2 protein-coding genes are annotated in these 1,272 nt (G+C 48.1%); both read left to right on the top strand.

Annotated features, from left to right (window positions below; all coding sequences use genetic code 11):
• Positions 1 to 439, top strand: a 439-nt coding sequence (locus AC1DUO_RS25085) for a substrate binding domain-containing protein (RefSeq protein WP_477989392.1), incomplete at its 5' end; no start/stop codon positions are given.
• 239 nt (positions 440 to 678) lie between these two features.
• Positions 679 to 1,011 (top strand): alpha/beta hydrolase, encoded by a 333-nt coding sequence (locus tag AC1DUO_RS25080; protein WP_449632633.1) that lies wholly within the window; start codon positions 679 to 681, stop codon positions 1,009 to 1,011.
• Positions 1,012 to 1,272: the final 261 nt, after the last annotated feature.

Below are 1,272 nucleotides of genomic sequence, written 5' to 3'. Positions count from 1 at the left end.
TACCCGTACAATTGCTTCGCAGCACATTGTCACTTGTGCATCACCCGAGTATTTATCCTCACGGGGCGCTCCAGTAACACCCGCAGACTTAACCGGGCATGACACTATTTTTCTTCTGAGTGCAGAAAAGAGACGCAGCTGGCGGTTTGTGACCCCGGAAGGCACTTTTGTTTATGAAGGGCCAGGCAGGCTTAACCTCGACAGTTCGGAAGCCATGCGGGCGTCGGCAATTTCCGGATTTGGTATCGTTCACTTACCGACCTATTTGCTAGGGGAGGATTTGCGTAGCGGTAAGCTGATACCTGTGCTTGAGGRGTTTCCTTTCCCTCCGGAACCTATTCGGCTCATTTATCCCAGTAAACGACATTTATCACCGCGAATTCGGGCCTTTATTGACCTGCTTGTCGAAAGCTGGGAGCAAGGATTACCCTGGGAATGATGCTTTGATAATAACCTCATTATTTTTAACTTGAACCAGAAAATCTCGATCCAGAAGCGCTGGTTGTTAAAGCGCTAATAATTCAAGCAGTATCGCGGGCGGGGGACAGTACAGACCGGCCTGGTACGATTAACGTCATTCTGATTTTTCTCGTTCGGAAGACGAAACAGGACTGCGTAATACGATGGGATATTATGAGAGTCTGATACACCGCGAAATTCGCGCGGTATGAAAGCGGATTGTCATTGGGGGATTCTCTCAGGGCAGCACGATCCCTGATTACAGGCATCCGTTTCGGGCATCGTCTGGCCGGAATTTTTGGTATGTCTGGCTATCTGCCTCTTGCCTCTGCTTCTTCAGCTGAGCAGCATGATACACATCGAACAACGCCTGTCTTTATGGCCCATGGAGAGAAAGACGACATCGTATTAACCGCGCTGACAATGACAGCAGGGGATACTCTGCAAAATGCGGGGTATGAAGCTACACGTAAGACCTATCCTGTTGGACACACAGTAAGTAATGATGGACTCCATGATTTGAGCCTACGGCTAAAGAATGTTTTGGCTTAGTCAGATTGCACTTGTAGTGATGTTATGGACGCCCCTCCCTGAAGTAGCCAGTGCCATACTCTATTGACTGCAATTAATTCAGGAGTGATATCACATGAACACAATCAGAGTTGTTGGTATCGACATTGCCAAATCTGTTTTTCAGGTATGCGTCTGGATGGTTGATGGTTCAATTGCATATAACAAGAAGATCTCCCGTTCAAAATTGCTGGATTGCGTTCGACACTTCGAGCCCGGAACGCTTATCGCGATGGAGGCATG

It is taken from the genome of Rahnella sp. P4_A8, from assembly GCF_056402435.1.
The sequence above is the reverse complement of the archived record's forward strand: the minus strand, read 5'-3'. Positions and strand labels throughout refer to the sequence as shown.